Genomic DNA, 15,967 nt, shown 5'->3' on the forward strand with positions numbered 1-15,967 from the left:
CTGCCTTGCCAGCGCGCTCGACAAAAGGATGTAGTCGAGCTGGCAGAGATGCCGCTCTTCCGGTCCGCGTGTGTGGTAGAAAGTCCAGCGGTCCATTTCCGGCCGCCGCTCGACCGCGTTTTCACAAAAGCCGCCGGCAGTGAGCACATCGATGCAGGACCGGCTCTCGTCGATGACCTCGAAACGGTAGCCGTCGACGGCATCGCCGGTAATCTTCACGCGCTGCCGGTAGTCGTTCATATCGCCGCAGATTGCCCAGCGCTTGTCGGCGGCATGGTCCTTGCCGAAGCGCTCCTCGATGATCCGGCGCACTGCTTGAGCTTCGGCGATGCGCAGCGGCATGGTCGCCTCGCGGCCGTCGAGGCCGTTGCGGGGCGAGCCCATCGACTTGAAATGCACGAGATACAGCGTCAACGGCGCGCCAGCCACCGTCAGATCGATTTCCAGGCAGTCGCGCCGGAAGATGCGCTCATTGGCCTGATGCCCAAGCGCTGCCAATTCCGGCGTGTGCAGGCCGAATTGCTCGAACGTGACATAGGCGTAGCTGGTCATGCGCACGAATTCGATTGGCTGGCCCTGCGCGGTCTCGTTGCGCATCATCACGGCGACGTCGATGCCGCGCGAATCATTGCCGGCGGTGGTGTATTTCTGCCGGTAGCCTTGCCCCACCATCTTGAACAGATAGCCATATTCGAAGGCCCTCAGCGTCTCGATATTGTCGACCTCCTGCATGCAGATGATGTCGGCGCGGGTGGCCGCGATCGCCAGCGCCGTCAACTGCCGCGTGTCGTCGGACTGGGCGATGGCCCGCGCCTGCTCGAGCATCTTGTATTCGGCCTCGCTCTGGATGTCGAAAAGCGCCAGCGTGCGATCTTCGTTGAGCTGATTGCGGTATCCGGAATAATCAAACCTGTTCATCAGGTTTTCGACGTTGAAGGTGGCAAGGCGCAGCGACATGGCTTTGACCTTTGCCCGCAAGCGCGCCCGAAAACAAGGGCGCAGAAACCAGGCGGCTCTGATTGATCGCGCGCGCCCTATGGTTGACGGAACCTTTTTGTTCATCTTCCGTTCAGATGGAAAGTTCCATCAATAGGCCCTTCCCCGGGGTATTCTGGGCGTGGGGCCTGAATCTTCGGAGAGTGCGATGAAACCGCTCTTTTTATCTTCCGCCAGATCCGGGCTGATGGCCCTCGGTCTGATCGCCGGCCTCTCGGCCCCGTCGCTTGCCGGGCCGATGCCCAAACCTCTGCTGCCGGTGGCGGGCAATGCCGCCGACATCGTGCAAATTCGTGAAGATTGGGCCGGCGGCAACGACAGGCAGATATGGCGTTGGCGCAACCACGGCTTTCGGCAATGGCACGGCGGCGACGATTGGAGATGGCGGTCCCACAATTTCCGCGGCCGTCATTTTTCGAGACACTGGGACAATGGCGGCTGGGACGACAGCTGGCGCTGGCGCCACCATCGCCGCCATTACCGCGGCGGCTACTATGATGATGGTGCGGGTGCCGCGATTCTTGGCTTGGGCCTGGGGCTCGGCCTTGGCAGCCTGTACAACAGCTACAACTACTACGACGCGCCGCCACCGCGCCGCTATTATCGCGCAGGGCGGCTTTCCAGTGCACATGTCCAATGGTGTTACAATCGCTACCGGTCGTACCGCGCCTGGGACAACACCTTCCAGCCCTATTACGGGCCGCGCCAGCAATGCTACTCGCCCTATAGGTAAGCAGGCTGACAACAAGCATCATTCGGCGCCGTGCTTCGCGGCGCCTTTTTCTTCCAGCCAGGAACCGCGAACATCGCCCAGTCCCGACTGCTGATAACGCTATTTTTATCAGGCAGGTCTAATAATCCTCCCGATCAGAACGCCCGAGACGCGAAGATGGCTGGATTGCGTGCGATGGCCGAGGACGAACAGAGGGACAAACACCGGCAGCGCGTCTTGAAGGGCGCGACGATCCTGACCGGCGTGAGCAATTCCGAGGTCACATGCACGCTGCGCAACATGCACGCCGGCGGCGCCGAATTGAAGGTCTCGATCGACGCGCGCGTGCCCGATGAGTTCCTGCTCTATGTTCCGACCGACGGCATTGCCTACAAGGCCGTAGTCCGCTGGCGCCGCGAAGATCGTATCGGCGTGATGTTCACCGGTACCGAACCAAAGCCCAGTTGGCACTACGGCTGAGATCCCGGCGCTATCCGGGTGGCAGGACTCGCAGTGTCTGCTCGTCAAACAGCGGCTCATCCTGGCCGACGCGAACGAATAGAAGCTTTCGCAGTTCGGGTGATTGCACCTCGAAATACTGAATACCGTCCGGGGCTTCGCCCCATTCGCCGCAAGGCGGTACGCCGACCTCGTCAGGGTTGGCGACGGTCTTCAATTCCTCACGATAGGCGGCATTGGGACTGAAAACATACCGGAGGATGCGCGCGGGCGTCGCCCCTTCGGTGGAAGGCATGAGCACGCAACGTGTGCTGATGGCTTTCTCGGTCTTCTCCGTAAAAATGCGCTGCAACGCAGAATCGGCGGCCTCGCCAGGCAGCATATCGAAGACTTCGACGACAGGATCGGCCGGCCCGCCGTCGCTGTATTTGATGGCAAGAGCATTGTCGCCAAGCTCGAAATGAATCCGGCGAAAACCGAAATCGCAACGCTGCACCCAGGCAGCCAGCCCGACATCCCTGTCCGCCAGCCGTTCCCAAGCGCATTTGTCGACAGGCGGACGCGACGGCTTGCTTTGGTCGGCACGAGCGCCGGTTGCCATGGCAATAAGGACCGACAGGGCGAACATGCAGGTCGGCAGTCTCTTGCTATTCATCGCTACAACCCGTCAAACTAAAGGCGTCCCAGGCTGAACCGTCGGGATTGGCTTTGGCGAAATCGGGCCATTCGGTAAAAATCGCGCCGAAGTCAGGCAACAGCAACCCTGCCGGTGCCGGCGAGGCTTCACGGGAACTCAACTGCTCGGCACCGCCTGCATTGAACGCATAGACCTGCCCATCCCACACTCTGCACAGCCCGTTGCCGTCCTCGAGACCAGCCTCACGATCGTCGTCGGTGCAGGTGTGCCGGATCGTGCCCACAGGAAACGAGTACTTGCCATTGGTCCAGGTAATGTCCGACGGCAGACGAATGTCGGTGTTGGGAACGATCAACGAAAAGACCTCGGTCGTCAGCGCGGCCGGCTCGTTGTTGGTTGGCCGGAACTGTATCGTCGCTCCCGAACGCGGCTCGCGATAGGTCGCATGGCTGAGCGAACATTCTGTTGCGTTCGCTGCTTGCAACAGGCTCAGCATGCTCAGAAAAATAGCTGCTGCTTTGTGGATGATCATTTAAGTCCCTTGGAGCAGCATCATTGTGAAGTCTGAGCATCGATGCTTTAGCATGGCCCAAGGCCACGTCGAAAAGAAGAATCGATGATGCGAAATCTCTTGATGCTCATTTCGATCTTAACATTTTCGTGCGGCAGCGCCTTTGCCACGGAACCCTATGTGGGCACATGGTCCGGGGACAGATCGAACTGTACCGCCGTTGCGGATGTTCAACGCCAGACTGTCTACACATTGTACCGCGACGCGCTGTCGGTCCCTGCTCTCGGCTGCGAACACGCATCGTTTCTCAAGACGCCTACGGGCTGGGTGGCTCGGGCCAGCCAATGCTACGGATCCGACCCGTCGGCCGAAGAGCCGTTCTCCCGTGTCATCCATATTGTGGTCGACGGGGCGACGGTGAGATTGACATGGCCTGGCTTCGACAGCGGAGTTCTTGTCAGATGCTGAAGACAGGCGTCTTTTTCCGCTGGATATGCAGCCTAGGACAGCAGCTTCAGATGACGCCTACCAGCAGCGCGGCTCCACCGAGGAGGCCAACTGCGCAGACCCACAGGAGCCAAAGCCCGCTCACCCTGCATTCGAGAACCGCTGCAACCGGGTTGTCGGGATCGTAGTGGACCTCGACCTTGTCGCCCTGGAGGTAGCGCTGTGATTGACCGCTGACGAGGCTCGGCAGCGAAGCCGTCACGTTTGCGCCGAAAGCGATGCGATCGGCGGCGTAGCGCTGGCCGGCGACGCTATAGCTGTAGACGATGCGGGATTTGAAGACTGTTCGCCAGGGCCGATAGCCGCCTCCGGACCTGTCGCGGGTCTCGAATTTCTGCAGGCCTGAAGCATCGATGCGTCCTGCCGTGATCGGCCATTTGGCCGCCTGTTCCGCAAGTGACTTCTGGGCAAAGCCCATGCGCAAGACAAACAATCCCATGAAAAGCAGCAGGGCCGCGGCGCCGAGGTTCTGCGGCCTGGGCAAAAACGGCCGGATCGCTTCGAGGACGCCGCCGACGGAGAAGACCAATACAAGCGCGCCGACCACCAGCCCGGCCGAAAGCTGGACCATGAACTTGAAGGAGCCGTCGGGCATGGTGCGTTCGATCACGGCCTTGGCTGGATCGGCCGGATTGTAGAAGACGGTTACACCGGCCCCGTTTGGAAATTTCGCAAGGGTTTCCGCCACGGCAAAGTTTCCAAGGTTCTCCTGCACGCTGTAGTGCGAACTGCGAAATGTCTTGCCGTTCACTTTGTATTCGAAGGTGATTGCCGGGAAGTTGCGGATTTCGGTCGACCCTCTGCTGTCCGAACCGGATCCCGAACTGGTCACCTCGCGAGCCTCGACCCGCGACGAGATGATCTTTCCCGGCGTCGGAGACCAGCGGCTGACCGCCCTCACCTCCCACCACTTCAGCAAGGTGACGAGGGAGAGCATGCCGGCAACCGCGCAGGCAAACCCGACCAACAGAAATTTGAGTTCCAACTCTCACCCCCTTGGCACTTTTGTGCCATGCCCCGCACAGGCATATCACGGTGATGAGGATAGTGCGCCTGTCCAGAAGCCTGGAAACCACACAATCTTGATGCGAAAAGGCCGGCGGATCGCTCCGCCGGCCTTTCTTGATCGGCAATGAAATTGCGATCGGTTCTTGGCCTTGTCGACCAGCTTGTTCATGGAAATTCCCACGCGCCCGCAGCGCGAAGCCCGAGGACGGGTAACGAAACGAACGTGGATGTCCTTCAGTTCTTGGCCTTGTCAACCAGCTTGTTCTTCGAAATCCACGGCATCATCGCGCGCAGCTTGGCGCCGACTTCCTCGATCTGGTGGCTGTCGTTGTTGCGGCGGATGCCCTTGAAGCGCGACATGCCGGCGCGGTATTCCTGCATCCATTCCGAGGTGAACTTGCCGGTCTGGATATCCTTCAGCACGCGCTTCATCTCGGCCTTGGTCTCGGCGGTGATGATGCGCGGGCCCGAGACATATTCGCCCCATTCGGCGGTGTTCGAGATCGAGTAGTTCATGTTGGAAATGCCGCCTTCATAGATCAGGTCGACGATCAATTTGACCTCGTGCAGGCACTCGAAATAGGCCATTTCCGGCGCGTATCCGGCTTCCACCAGTGTCTCGAAGCCGGCGCGGATCAATTCGACCAGGCCGCCGCACAGCACCACCTGCTCGCCGAACAGGTCGGTCTCGCACTCCTCGCGGAAATTGGTCTCGATAATGCCCGAGCGGCCGCCGCCAACGCCGCAGGCGTAGGAGAGCGCCAGGTCGAGCGCATTGCCCGAAGCGTCCTGGTTGACCGCGACTAGGCACGGCACGCCACCGCCCTTCTGGTATTCGCCGCGCACCGTATGGCCAGGCCCCTTCGGCGCGATCATCACGACGTCGACCGAAGCTTTAGGCTCGATCAGGCCAAAATGCACGTTGAGGCCGTGGGCAAAGGCGATCGCTGCGCCATCGCGGATGTTCGGCGCGATCTCGGATTTGTAGATGTCGGCCTGCAGCTCATCCGGCGTCGCCATCATCATCAGGTCGGCCCACTTAGCGGCATCGGCTACGCTCATCACCTTGAGCCCGTCGGCCTCGACCTTCTTGGCGGTCGCCGAGCCAGCCTTGAGGCCGATGGCGATGTCCTTGACGCCGGAATCCTTGAGGTTGAGCGCATGCGCCCTGCCCTGGCTGCCATAGCCGATGATAGCGACCTTCTTGCCCTTGATCAGGTTGAGATCGGCGTCGCGATCGTAATAGACACGCATTTTTCTTCCTTCCCGTTTTGAACCAGAGCATGATGCCGAAAGTGTGAAGCGGTTTTCGGACGACATCATGCTCCATCTTTTAGCGTAGAGCCGGATTCAGATTTCAGGTCGATTTGACCTGAAATCATCCGGCTCTATGGGCCCTGCGGCCCGGTTTTTGCCCCGAAAAGAGCGAGAAACTGCTGCGTCGCCCGGACGGCATCGCCGCCGATCGCCACATCAGTCAATTCCAGCCGGTCGCCAAGCAGCAAGCGGATCTGCACGTCACGGGCGACCAGCCCGAAAAAGGTGCGGAACGCCGTCTCCGCGTCCGAAAATTCAAGGAACCCGGCCTGTCTCCCGGCCTCCAGCACCGGCTTGAGGCGCTTGGCCAGCGCAAATCGACCGTTCTCCAGCACGATGGCGCCGAGATCGTCCTTCCCCGAACTAGCATGGCCGACCGCCACCCTGTTCAGCGCGATCGAGGTGTCGCTCGAAATTACCTTGAGCCAGTCCGAAGCGAAGCGTTCGAGGCTCGCCGTCAGCGAAGGGAGGTCGAGCCCCTTGCGGTCGACCGGCACTACCCGCACCTTGGACGCCTGCCATTGTACCGTTGCCGTCAACAGCCCGTCGCGATCGCCGAACCATTTGTAGAGCGTCTCCTTCGAGCAGCTCGCCCGCCGCGCCACGGCGGTCATGGTCAACTGATCGCCCTCTTCGACCAGCAGGCGAAGGGCGGCGTCGAGCACGTCCTTCTGCCGCTCCGTCAGCGCCTCGCTGGTGTCGATGTCGGTCACAGCGTGCAACACAGTTTTTCCTCAGGAGGCAAACTCACCCGCAGTTCAGATACGAGCTCGATGGCGTACCGTACGTTACGGTTCGGCTTTATGGCGTATTGCCCGACCCGACGCAAGCCTTTATTTCTGTTTGCTCCATGCGGGGCATCACGGGAGACACGGATCATGCTCGCCGGATTGCTTGCCTTGACCGTTGCCGCAGTGTTCGCTTGGCGCGGCTATCTACGTCAGCGTCGCCGAGCAGCCGGCGCGGATTCGCCTCGATGACAAGGCATTGCTGCAGGAATGGCAGCCTTCGTACAAGCGCGGCGCCGCCATGCAGGCCTCGATCGCCGTCATCGCCTGTATTCTGGGCCTCGTCGCCTGGTGGCTGACCGGCAATCTCGCTTATCTGGTCGGCGCCTTGCTGATCATCCTGCCTTGGCCATGGACGCTGCTGGTGATGATGCCGGCAAATAGGTTGCTGGAGGCGATGGACGCGAACTCCGTCAATCCTGAAGCTCGGACATTGATCGCCAAATGGGGCAATCTGCATCTGGTCCGCGTCGGGCTTGGCGTTCTGGCGACGTTGGCATTCCTCTTGGGCAGTGCCTGACCTCGCCAATCGGTGCCATCTTCGTCATGAAGGCGTGTCACTCCAGGGCGGGCGGACCTCGCAGGCGCCCAAGCAGAGCTGACAGCGCGTCGAGCTCATCATTGGAAAGCCGGGAGCCGACCAACTCCGCGATCGACCGGCCGTAGACAGCCCACATGCGGCGGCGCGTCTCGCGTCCCTTTTCTGTGACGCGGACTGTTTGCCCGCGGCCGTCATCGGCAACTGGAAGCTTCTCGACCTGCCCGTCGGCTTCGAGCCGCGCCAGCAGCCGGGAGATGTTGTACTGCGCAAACAGAGTGCGCTCGGTGAGTTGGAACGGCCGCAATCCGCCCTCGCCCGCCTCGGCAAGCTCATGCAGGACGTCGTACCAGGCAAGCGGCGGCAGGCCACTGTCCTTCAGCGCGTCCTCGGCTCGTTCCAACAACTGGCGCGAAACCCGCATCAGGCGGGCCCAGGCCTTGATGGCTGGAGGTGAAGGAATCCCGGTCATGATTGCATCGTAGGCGATAGATGCAATTGCATCAAGCTTGACGATCGATGCAAATGCATCTATATAAATGCAATCGCATCAATCATGAGAGGCAATTCCGATGAAGCATGAAATCTGCAGGATTGCCGACATTCCGGAAACAGGCAGCCTGATCGCTCCGTTCTTCGGCCGCGAGGTCCATGTCTACCGCAGCGGCGAGCGTATCCGCGCCGCCGCCAACGTCTGCCTGCATTTCGGTGGCCCGCTCGGCTGCAAGGACGGCAAGCTCGTCTGCCAGTGGCACGGCGCCTCGTTCGACATGGCCAACGGTGATCGCCTCGAAGGCCCGGCGCCGAAGGGCTCCCGCCTGATGTTCCTCTCCACCCGCGTCGAGGACGGCGCTTTGAACTATGTCTGGGGAGAGTGAGATGATCGACAAGCTCATCCTCGTCAGCCACCATCTTTGTCCCTATGTGCAGCGCGCGGCGATTTCACTTCGCGAAAAGGACGTGCCATTCGAGCGCATCACGGTCGATCTCGCTAACAAGCCTGCCTGGTTCAAGGCGATATCGCCGCTCGGCAAGGTGCCGCTGCTCCGCGTTGAGCATGACGGCCAGGAAACGGTGATCTTCGAATCGCTCGTCATCCTCGAATTCCTCGAGGAAACCCAGCCCAATCCGCTGCATCCCACCGACCCCTATGCCCGTGCCCGGCATCGCGCCTGGATCGAGTTCGGCTCGGCAATCCTCAATGCCATCGGCCGCTTCTATTCAGCACTCACCGAAGCCGCCTTCATCGCCGAACGCGGGGCTCTGGCAGCAATGTTCGATCGCCTGGACGTGGAACTGGCGAACGGCGCGGCTGGGCCACGGTTCGACGGCGAGCGCTTTTCACTGCTCGACGCGGTCTACGGGCCGATTTTCCGTTATTTCGAGGTCTTTGACCGGATCGGCGATTTCGGCATCCTGGACGGAAAACCGCATATCCAGGCCTGGCGCAAGGCATTGCACGAACGCCCATCCGTGAAGGACGCGGTCGCTCCCGATTATCCGGAACGCCTCCACGCATTCTTGCAGGCTAAGGGTTCGCACCTTTCGGAAATCATCCGCCAAAACGATCCGGCCACAGCGCTTCCGCAAGCCCGATCGGCTTGAATGGATTGAGCACCGTTCCTGTAACCATGGAAGCCGCTGGGCCTTGAGGCTCAGCCCTCGGCAGCATCGAAAATCTTCCGCGCCTCGCGTACAGCGCCGTGATTGAGCTCGGCCCATTGGATCAGCTGATGCAAGGGTCCAAACATCGAGCGCCCGAGATCGGTGAGGCTGTATTCGACGCTCGGCGGTTTGGTCGGAAACACCTGGCGATGCACATAGCCGTCGCGCTGCAGATCGTGCAGCGTCTGGGTGAGCATTCGCTGTGAAATATCGGGCACCAGCCGCCGCAATTCGCCGAACCGGTACGGCTTCTCGGCCAAGGCCTCCATCAGCAGTGAACTCCATTTATTGCTTATGCCCTGGATCACGTCGCGAACCGGGCAATCCGCAAGGTTTCCGCCACCGCTGCCTGCTTTGTATATCTCGAGCTTCGATCTCAGATTGACGATCTTGCCGTCCATGGCTGGTTCCCTGGATGTGCCTACCTCCCGCAAAACTGCCTTCTTTACGAGGATGGGTCAATTCCTATTTTAGTGCTGGTCTCTTTTTGAGACTAACATATGCACCCGCCGCTCCGGCGCAACGTCAGGACATCTCATGACCGACACCCTTCTCGTCACCGGCGCCTCCGGCCAGCTTGGCCGCGGCGTCATCAATCATCTGCTTGACACGCTCAAGGTCTCCCCTCAGCGCATCATCGCCGCCACCCGCAATCCGGAAAATCTGGCCGATCTGGCAGCCCGAGGCGTCACCATCCGGGCAGTCGACTTCGACGACACCGCGTCGTTGGCCAGTGCATTCACCGGCGCCGACAGGGTTCTGATCATTTCGACAAACGAGCTCGCCGTTCCGGGCAAGCGCCTGAAGCAACATGAGACCGCGGTCGCCGCCGCAAAAAGCGCCGGCGTTTCGCATCTGCTCTACACATCGATGCCCAATCCGGAGCCAGGATCGCCGGTGCTGTTTGCGCCCGATCACCACGGCACGGAGCAGGCGATCAAGGCGAGCGGTATTCCCTACACCATCTTCCGCAACGGCTGGTACCAGGAGAACCTGTTCATGGCGCTGCCGCACGCCATCGCCTCGGGGCACTGGTACACATCCGCTGGAGACGGCCGCATTGCCCATGGCGCGCGCGATGATATGGCAGTCGCGATCGCCGCCAGCCTTGCTTCGAGCGCAACCGAAAGCACGACATACACGCTGACCGGCCCCAAGGCCCACACGATGGCCGAGATTGCAGCCCTCGTCACCGAGGTCACCGGCAAGCCGATCGAAGTTATCCAGCTTTCGGATGAAGCGCTGACCGAGGGATTGAAGGCAGCCGGCGTTCCCGAAGCTTTTGCGCCTGTCATCGTTTCCTTCGACACCAACACCCGCTCCGGCCGGATCGGCATGGTGACCGACGCGGTCGAGACGCTGTCCGGCAGGAAGCCGCAGCCGCTGAAGCAATTTCTTGAAGCAAACAAGGCGGCTCTGGTGAGCTGAGCCTCACAATGGCCGTGCCCTCAAAGGGCACGGCCATTTGTTCAGATAGCCACCTGCGTCCCGATCTCGACCACCCGTCCGGTCGGGATCTGGAAATATTCCGTCGCATCGGCCGCCGTGCGCGCCAACCCGATGAATAGCTTGTCCTGCCAGACCGGCATGCCGGAATTGGGCGAGGCCTTGAGAGAGCGCCGCGACAGGAAGAAGGACGTCGTCATGATGTCGAACTTCCAGCCCTGTTTGCGGCAGATCGCCAGCGCACGCGGGATGTTGGGCTGCTCCATGTAGCCGAAGGTCAGCGTCACCCGCATGAACAGCTCGTTGACCATTTCCATCTTGACGCGCTCGCTGTCGGGCACGACCGGCTGCGGTGCCGTCACCACCGAAAGGATGACGTTCTGCTCGTGCAGCACCTTGTAGTGCTTCAGGCTGTGCATCAGCGCGGTCGGCGCGCTCAGCGGATCGCTGGTCAGGAACACCGCGGTGCCCGACACCAGATGCGGTTTCTTCTTCAGCAGATTGCCGGCAAGGAAATCGAGCGGGATCTCGTTCCGGCGCGTCTTGTCGAACAAATAGCGGCTGCCGCGGATCCAGGTCCACATAGTCATCACGATAACTGCGGCGATGGCAAGCGATGCCCAGCCACCTTCAAACACCTTGACTATGTTGGCGGCAAAGAAGCCGGTATCGACGAAGGCGAACACGGCCATCAAGGCGATCGCGACGCCGAGCGGCCATTTCCAGATGCGCGTCATCACAACAAAAAGCAGTACATTCGTCACCAGCATGTTGCCGGTCACCGAAATACCGTAGGCCGAGGCCAGGCGGCTGGATTCGCCGAAGCCGACCACCAGCAACATCACCACCAGCGCCAGCATCAGGTTGATGCGCGGCAGATAGATCTGGCCCGACTGTTTTTCCGACGTATGCTGGATAACGAAACGCGGCAGCATATTGAGCTGCACCGCCTGTCTGGTCAGCGAAAAAGCGCCGGAGATCACCGCCTGGCTGGCGATGACGGTCGCCGCCGTCGCCAGCACGACCATCGGAATAAGCGTCCAGCCCTGGTTCATCTCGAAGAATGGATGACCGACAACGCCGCCATTTGCCAGCACGAAGGCGCCTTGCCCGACATAGTTGAGCAACAGACAAGGGAACACGATTGCCAGCCAGGCGAGTACGATCGGCTTGCGGCCGAAATGGCCGAGGTCGGCATAGAGCGCCTCGGCGCCGGTGACGGCGAGGAAGACCGCACCAACCGTGACGAAGGCGACATCGGGCGAGTTGACCAGGAACGACACGATGTAATGCGGGCTGATCGCCAGCAGGATTTCCGGATCGGCGATGATGTGGTTAATGCCGGAAAGGCCGATGGCCAGGAACCACAGAGCCGTGACTGGCCCGAACACCAAACCTACGCCGCCGGTGCCGAATCGCTGTACCGCAAACAGGATCGCCAGGATGGCCAGTGTCAGCGGCACCACATAGGGCTGGAATGTCGGCGTGACGACATTCATACCTTCGACCGCCGATAGCACCGAGATCGCCGGCGTAATGACTGCGTCGCCGAAAAAAAGCGCCGCGCCGACGATGCCGATGCCGAGGATCACCGCCGAGCGCGTCGGGAAACTGTTGCGCGCCAGCGCCATCAGCGACAGCACCCCGCCCTCGCCTCGATTGTCGGCGCGGAGCACGAACATGATGTATTTGATGGTGACGGTGATCGTCAGGGACCAGATGATCAGCGACAACACGCCGAGGATGTCGCCACGGTTGGCGACGTTGCCACCGGCCGATGCATGCAACGCCTCGCGAAATGCATAGATCGGGCTGGTACCGATATCGCCGTAAACCACGCCGAGCGCGCCCAGCATCAGCACCTTGGTGCTGTGCTGCTCGACCTCAGAATGGCTGGATTGTTCGACAGGTTCTGCCTCGTTACCAGCATTGGTAAGGGCCATGGACGACACTCCGGTAAGCGGGCGGTGCTCTACGCTTGCTGCGCTGCAATATCAAGTGCCGTCACGTAATGGCTCCGTCCCGATATTGCGAGTCCTCCACGACTTGGCAGACTCAGTCCGATCGGCAGACCACCTGGAATGTCGCAACGGACACGTTTTTAAATAGCCACCTGCGTCCCGATCTCGACTACCCGTCCGGTCGGGATCTGGAAATATTCCGTCGCATCGGCCGCCGAGCGCGCCAGCCCGATGAACAGCTTGTCCTGCCAGACTGGCATGCCGGAATTGGGCGACGCCTTGAGTGAGCGCCGCGACAGGAAGAAGGACGTCGTCATGATGTCGAACTTCCAGCCCTGCTTGCGGCAGATCGCCAGCGCACGCGGGATATTGGGCTGCTCCATATAGCCGAAGGTCAGCGTCACCCGCATGAACAGCTCGTTGACGGTCTCCATCTTGACGCGCTCGCTGTCGGGCACGACAGGCTGCGGCGCCGTCACCACCGAAAGGATGACGTTCTGCTCGTGCAGCACCTTGTAGTGCTTGAGGCTGTGCATCAGCGCCGTCGGCGCGCTCAGCGGGTCGCTGGTCAGGAACACCGCGGTGCCCGACACCAGATGCGGCTTCTTCTTCAGCAGATTGCCGGCGAGGAAATCCAGCGGGATCTCGTTCCGGCGCGTCTTGTCGAACAAATAGCGGGTGCCGCGTATCCATGTGGACATGATCAGCCCCATGCCGCAGGCGACCGTGATCGACACCCACCCGCCTTCGAGGATCTTGACGACGTTTGCGAGGAAAAATCCAGTATCGATCGTGCCGAACAGCAGTGTGAGCGCGGCTGCCAGTGCAAGCTGCCATTTCCACCGGAACCGCATCACCACAAACAACAGGATGGTTGTCATCAGCATTTCGCCAGTCACCGAAATGCCATAAGCGGAAGCCAGCGAACTCGAGCTGCCAAAGCCGACCACCAGCAACATCACGCCCAGCGCAACCACCAGATTGACCCGCGGCATGTAGATCTGGCCGGACTGCATCTCGGAAGTATGCTGCACCTCGATACGTGGCAGCAGATTGAGCTGCACCGCCTGCCGCGTCAGCGAGAAAGCGCCGGAGATCACCGCCTGACTGGCGATCACCGTCGCTGCCGTGGCCAGCCCAACCATGGGCATTAGCGCCCAATCCGGCAGCATCTGGAAGAATGGATTGGTGGGTTTGCCGCCGTTGGCCAGAACGAACGCGCCTTGTCCGAAATAGTTGAGGAGCAGACAAGGGAACACCACGGAGAACCACGCCAGCACGATCGGCCTGCGGCCGAAATGGCCGAGATCGACATAAAGGGCTTCGGCCCCGGTGACCGCCAGGAACACCGCCCCGACCGTGACGAACGCACCGGTGGGCGTATTGGCCAGATAAGCGACCGCGTAATAGGGATTGATCGCCAGCAGGACCGACGGGTCGTCCAGCAGATGGTAGACCCCGGCGGCGCCGATCGCCAGGAACCACGCTGCCGTCACCGGTCCGAACACGGCCGCCACCCTGCCGGTGCCAAAGCGTTGCACAGCAAAAAGCATTGCCAGGATGATCAGCGTGATCGGAACAACATAAGTTTCCAGCGTCGGGGTCACCACTTCCAGGCCCTCGACCGCCGAAAGCACGGAGATGGCCGGCGTTATGATGGCGTCGCCGAAAAACAGCGCCGCGCCGCAAAGTCCGATCCCCAGAATGAACCGGGCTCCCTTTGGATAAGCGTTGCGCGCAAGCGCCATCAGCGACAGCGTGCCGCCCTCACCCTTGTTGTCGGCTCTGAGCACGAAAGCGACGTATTTTATCGTGACGATGATCGTCAGCGCCCAGACGATAAGCGACAGCACGCCAAGGACGTCGTTGCGCGCTACCGGTCCCGACGATGCGTGCAGCGCTTCCCGAAACGCGTAGATTGGGCTCGTGCCGATATCGCCGTAAACCACGCCCAACGCGCCCAGCATCAAAACTCTGGTGCTGTGCTGCTCGGCCTTGGAGTGGCTGGATTGTTCGATGGGTTCTGCCTCGCTACCAGCGTGGGCAAGGGCCATGGACGACACTCCCATAGACGTGCGGCGCTCGATGCTGCGGGATGGAAAGGACGCGCTGCCGTGCCGGGAACGCATGGCCTATCGGCTCGCCTTTCTCTACCAGCCACAAGCCTTCAGAAACCGCCTGACCGTTGCGGCCATGCCATACTCCAACGCATCGGCTGTCAACCCATGTCCGATCGACACTTCGGCCAATGCCGGGATGCGCCTGGCCAGCGCCGACAAATTGCTCACCACAAGGTCGTGCCCGGCATTGACCTGGAGCCCTGCAGCCAGTGCGGCATCCGCCGTTTTTCCCAATTTCTCCAATTCCTTCGCCGCTTTTGCCGAATCGGAATGATAGCTGCCATATGGACCCGTATAGAGTTCGATCCGGTCGGCGCCGGTGTCGCGAGCGGCTTTCACGCCAGCGGGATCCGGATCGGAAAACAGCGATACGCGAAAGCCTCCCTTCTTCAGGCGCTTGACGACCGGTGTCAGAAACGCAGCCTCGGCGGCGAAGTTCCAGCCATGGTCGGAAGTCGCCTGCGCCGGGTCGTCGGGCACCAGCGTCACCTGCTCGGGCTGATGCTTTTCCACAAGCGCCAGGAACTCCTCGGTCGGATAGCCCTCGATGTTGAATTCCGCATTCGGGAACTCGTCGTCGATCAGCGCCCTGATCTCAGGCAGATCGGAATGCCTGGTGTGCCGCTCGTCGGGTCGCGGGTGCACCGTCAGCCCATGCGTGCCGGCAGCAAGCGCGATGCGTCCAAGCCCGGTCACGCTTGGCCACGGCAGGTCGCGTCGGTTGCGCAGCATGGCGATCGCATTAAGGTTGACGGAAAGCTTTGCAGGCATTTGCACGGCTCCAGGCTGATCTTGGCGCGCATCTATACCGCCTTTAACGGGAACAGACAGAGGGTTTCAGGTGTTCCAAGGTGTGCGAAGAAAATCGAGCGCAAGGAGTTCCCTGTTGAATTTTCTCGAGGCCGTGCCGGCGGTTCGCCGCATCGACACCGATCGCGAAGATCTTTTCGCCATCGATGTCGTCGGCCATGTCGCAGCGGCTGACGCCGAAAACCTGTTCGGATTGCTGGAGGCGGCCTATGCGCTGCATCCGAAGATCGACGTGCTGGTGCGCCTGATCGACCATGAGGGTGTCGACTGGGCCGACGTATCGGACGAGACGATCGAACAGGGCATAGCTCATGCCGTGGAGCATATCGGCCGCTGCGCGGCGATCGGTGAGCCGAACTGGATACCGGAGGCAAGAGCCTTTTTGCCTGCCTCTTTGCCTATCGAACTCCGGCATTTCGAGGCCAAGGACGAAGCCGCCGCCTGGGAATGGCTTGACGCCAGACCGATCGCCCAGCGCTGATACGACGGGCC

17 protein-coding genes and 1 pseudogene are annotated in these 15,967 nt (G+C 61.0%); 7 read left to right on the forward strand and 11 right to left on the reverse strand.

Annotated features, from left to right (window positions below):
• Positions 1-957, reverse strand: a 957-nt coding sequence (locus tag NKH16_RS21315) for an endonuclease/exonuclease/phosphatase family protein (protein WP_352901675.1), incomplete at its 3' end; no start/stop codon positions are given.
• A 187-nt stretch (positions 958-1,144) separates the two neighbouring features.
• On the opposite strand from NKH16_RS21315, the gene NKH16_RS21320 reads away from it, so the two are divergent.
• On the forward strand, positions 1,145-1,729 hold the full coding sequence (locus NKH16_RS21320) for a BA14K family protein (RefSeq protein ID WP_352450039.1): 585 nt from the start codon (positions 1,145-1,147) through the stop codon (positions 1,727-1,729).
• A gap of 174 nt (positions 1,730-1,903) precedes the next feature.
• On the forward strand, positions 1,904-2,188 hold the full coding sequence (locus tag NKH16_RS21325; protein WP_352470452.1) for a PilZ domain-containing protein: 285 nt from the start codon (positions 1,904-1,906) through the stop codon (positions 2,186-2,188).
• 10 nt (positions 2,189-2,198) lie between these two features.
• On the opposite strand, the gene NKH16_RS21330 is transcribed toward NKH16_RS21325, so the two are convergent.
• The 5 genes from NKH16_RS21330 to NKH16_RS21350 all read right to left on the reverse strand — a co-directional run bounded on the left by NKH16_RS21330 (position 2,199) and on the right by NKH16_RS21350 (position 6,872).
• A complete protein-coding gene (locus tag NKH16_RS21330; RefSeq protein ID WP_352742386.1) occupies positions 2,199-2,822 on the reverse strand; it encodes a hypothetical protein in 624 nt (207 codons plus the stop codon).
• Positions 2,815-3,336, reverse strand: coding sequence for a hypothetical protein (locus tag NKH16_RS21335; protein WP_352742387.1), 522 nt, complete (start codon positions 3,334-3,336; stop codon positions 2,815-2,817). The genes NKH16_RS21330 and NKH16_RS21335 overlap by 8 nt, the downstream gene beginning before the upstream one ends.
• Positions 3,337-3,829: 493 nt before the next feature.
• Entirely contained in the window at positions 3,830-4,807 is a 978-nt protein-coding gene (locus NKH16_RS21340; RefSeq protein WP_352742389.1) for a DUF3592 domain-containing protein, read from the reverse strand.
• A 257-nt stretch (positions 4,808-5,064) separates the two neighbouring features.
• The gene (gene ilvC, locus NKH16_RS21345; protein WP_352450043.1) at positions 5,065-6,084 is read right to left on the reverse strand and encodes a ketol-acid reductoisomerase; all 1,020 of its coding nucleotides are present in this window, start codon (positions 6,082-6,084) and stop codon (positions 5,065-5,067) included.
• 134 nt (positions 6,085-6,218) lie between these two features.
• Positions 6,219-6,872 carry a TetR/AcrR family transcriptional regulator gene (locus tag NKH16_RS21350; protein WP_352456491.1) on the reverse strand — a complete coding sequence of 218 codons (654 nt, stop codon included), beginning with the start codon at positions 6,870-6,872 and terminating at the stop codon, positions 6,219-6,221.
• A gap of 153 nt (positions 6,873-7,025) precedes the next feature.
• Here NKH16_RS21350 and NKH16_RS21355 point away from each other — a divergent pair.
• Positions 7,026-7,455: pseudogene (locus tag NKH16_RS21355) on the forward strand (anthrone oxygenase family protein).
• 37 nt (positions 7,456-7,492) lie between these two features.
• Here NKH16_RS21355 and NKH16_RS21360 read toward each other — a convergent pair.
• The gene (locus NKH16_RS21360) at positions 7,493-7,945 is read right to left on the reverse strand and encodes a MarR family winged helix-turn-helix transcriptional regulator (protein WP_352742391.1); all 453 of its coding nucleotides are present in this window, start codon (positions 7,943-7,945) and stop codon (positions 7,493-7,495) included.
• Positions 7,946-8,045: 100 nt separating this feature from the next.
• Between NKH16_RS21360 and NKH16_RS21365 the strand changes: the two genes are divergently transcribed.
• Positions 8,046-8,351 carry a Rieske (2Fe-2S) protein gene (locus NKH16_RS21365; RefSeq protein ID WP_352742393.1) on the forward strand — a complete coding sequence of 102 codons (306 nt, stop codon included), beginning with the start codon at positions 8,046-8,048 and terminating at the stop codon, positions 8,349-8,351.
• Position 8,352: 1 nt separating this feature from the next.
• On the forward strand, positions 8,353-9,078 hold the full coding sequence (locus NKH16_RS21370) for a glutathione S-transferase family protein (RefSeq protein ID WP_352450132.1): 726 nt from the start codon (positions 8,353-8,355) through the stop codon (positions 9,076-9,078).
• 50 nt (positions 9,079-9,128) lie between these two features.
• Here the strand turns inward: NKH16_RS21370 and NKH16_RS21375 are convergent, their stop codons facing one another.
• Positions 9,129-9,539, reverse strand: a complete 411-nt coding sequence (locus NKH16_RS21375) for a winged helix-turn-helix transcriptional regulator (protein ID WP_352450047.1) — start codon at positions 9,537-9,539, stop codon at positions 9,129-9,131.
• Positions 9,540-9,675: 136 nt separating this feature from the next.
• On the opposite strand from NKH16_RS21375, the gene NKH16_RS21380 reads away from it, so the two are divergent.
• Positions 9,676-10,566 (forward strand): SDR family oxidoreductase, encoded by an 891-nt coding sequence (locus NKH16_RS21380; RefSeq protein ID WP_352742394.1) that lies wholly within the window; start codon positions 9,676-9,678, stop codon positions 10,564-10,566.
• A 41-nt stretch (positions 10,567-10,607) separates the two neighbouring features.
• Here NKH16_RS21380 and NKH16_RS21385 read toward each other — a convergent pair whose 3' ends face one another.
• The 3 genes from NKH16_RS21385 to NKH16_RS21395 all read right to left on the reverse strand — a co-directional run bounded on the left by NKH16_RS21385 (position 10,608) and on the right by NKH16_RS21395 (position 15,436).
• Positions 10,608-12,527 (reverse strand): potassium transporter Kup, encoded by a 1,920-nt coding sequence (locus NKH16_RS21385; RefSeq protein ID WP_352450049.1) that lies wholly within the window; start codon positions 12,525-12,527, stop codon positions 10,608-10,610.
• 158 nt (positions 12,528-12,685) lie between these two features.
• Positions 12,686-14,599 (reverse strand): potassium transporter Kup, encoded by a 1,914-nt coding sequence (locus NKH16_RS21390; RefSeq protein ID WP_352742395.1) that lies wholly within the window; start codon positions 14,597-14,599, stop codon positions 12,686-12,688.
• Between the two features lie 96 nt (positions 14,600-14,695).
• Positions 14,696-15,436: a pyridoxine 5'-phosphate synthase gene (locus NKH16_RS21395; RefSeq protein WP_352901684.1), complete on the reverse strand. Its 741-nt coding sequence runs from the start codon at positions 15,434-15,436 to the stop codon at positions 14,696-14,698.
• A 115-nt stretch (positions 15,437-15,551) separates the two neighbouring features.
• Between NKH16_RS21395 and NKH16_RS21400 the strand changes: the two genes are divergently transcribed.
• Positions 15,552-15,956 carry a SpoIIAA family protein gene (locus tag NKH16_RS21400; protein ID WP_352450052.1) on the forward strand — a complete coding sequence of 135 codons (405 nt, stop codon included), beginning with the start codon at positions 15,552-15,554 and terminating at the stop codon, positions 15,954-15,956.
• The last annotated feature ends 11 nt before the right edge of the window (positions 15,957-15,967 follow it).

The sequence above is a fragment of the Mesorhizobium sp. M1307 genome (assembly GCF_040318155.1).
Taxonomy (GTDB): Bacteria; Pseudomonadota; Alphaproteobacteria; order Rhizobiales; family Rhizobiaceae; genus Mesorhizobium.